Annotated in this window: 2 protein-coding genes; both read left to right on the forward strand. The window is 62.0% G+C overall.

The genetic code is table 11. The features are described 5' to 3' along the window. The coding region (locus HX846_RS29950; RefSeq protein WP_178966764.1) for a LysR substrate-binding domain-containing protein at positions 1-738 on the forward strand (738 nt) is incomplete at its 5' end. A 98-nt stretch (positions 739-836) separates the two neighbouring features. Then, positions 837-1367, forward strand: a complete 531-nt coding sequence (locus HX846_RS29955; protein ID WP_003217418.1) for a bacterioferritin — start codon at positions 837-839, stop codon at positions 1365-1367. The last annotated feature ends 208 nt before the right edge of the window (positions 1368-1575 follow it).

Raw genomic sequence — 1575 nt, forward strand, 5'->3', positions numbered from 1 at the left:
CTGCCGCGCCAGGTGCGCCTGACGGAACGCGGCGAGCGCCTGTTCCACAGCCTGCACGGCGCCTTGCTGGACGTCGCGCAAAGCGTCGACACCCTGCGCCCGCAGCGCAGCGCCGGCAATCTCACGCTCTCCACTACGCCGGCGTTTGCCGCTCTGTGGCTGGTGCCGCGACTCGGGCGCTTCTATGCCGCCCATCCGGATATCAGCCTGCGCCTGGACACCAACTGCGCCGTCGTCGATTTACAGCAGGATGCCAGCGTCGACCTGGTGATCCGCTACAGCATCGACGACTACACGAACCTGTACGGTTTGTGCCTGTTCGACGAATGTTTCGCCGTGTATGGCTCCCCCGAACAAGTCGCCCTGGCGCGCGAGCGCACCCCGACCCTGATCAGCGTGCGCTGGCACAACTCCAGGCTGTACGCCCTGGGCTGGCAGGCCTGGTGCGAAAAGGCCGGGGAAGACTGGTTGCAATCCGCTTCGCCGCTGCGCGAATACGACGAAGAACACTACGCCCTGCAAGCGGCCATCGCCGGCCAGGGCCTGGTGCTGGCGAGCAATATCCTGGTCTCGGAAAGCGTCGCCAGCGGGTTGCTGGTGCTTTACAGGCCACAGGTCCGCGTCAACGGCGCCGGCTACAGCGCCCTGTGCGTACCGGGACGGGAACGGCACCCGCCGGTCCGGGCGTTTTTTGAGTGGTTGCAGGAGGAAGCGCGGCTGTCGGGGCACGCTCTGTAAAATCCGATAAAACTTTTTGCGTTGCCTGGGACTCACAACTTGGAGCGATCACGCCGGCAGAGCGTGGCGCAAAACCGGATTAGTACCAGGAGAATGAGATGACTGACTCACATTTGTCTGACGTAGCCACTTTACGTGACCGCGCCCGCAAGAACGTCGAAAACGGTGCCGTGACCGAAGGTTATGACGCCGACCGCCAGGAAATCCTGCGTCTGCTCAACGAATCGCTGGCCACCGAGCTGGTGTGCGTGCTGCGCTACAAGCGCCACTACTTCATGGCCAATGGCGTCAAGGCGCATGTCGCCGCCGAGGAGTTCCTCGAGCACGCCACCCAGGAAGCCGAACACGCCGACAAGTTGGCCGAGCGTATCGTGCAGTTGGGTGGCGAGCCGGAGTTCAACCCCGACCTGCTGTCGAAGAATTCCCACGCGCAGTACGTGGCCGGCAATACGCTGAAGGAGATGGTCTACGAAGACCTGGTGGCCGAGCGCATCGCGGTAGACAGCTATCGCGAAATCATCCAGTACATCGGTGACAAAGACCCGACCACTCGCCGGATCTTCGAAGACATCCTGGCCCAGGAAGAAGAACACGCCGACGACATGGCGGATATTCTGAAGGACCTGTAACTAACACAGCTAACACCGCAAAACCCATGTGGGAGCGGGCTTGCTCGCGAAGGCGGTGGGTCAGTCGGAACATTCTTGACTGATCCACCGCCTTCGCGAGCAAGCCCGCTCCCACATTGGGTTTGCGCTGTTGCTGGTACCGGGTTACAGGTCAATCCCGGCCTTGACCCGGTACTGATTCCTCACCTGCGTCGCGTATTGCAATACC

It is taken from the genome of Pseudomonas sp. K5002 (assembly GCF_013386655.1).
Taxonomy (GTDB): Bacteria; Pseudomonadota; Gammaproteobacteria; order Pseudomonadales; family Pseudomonadaceae; genus Aquipseudomonas.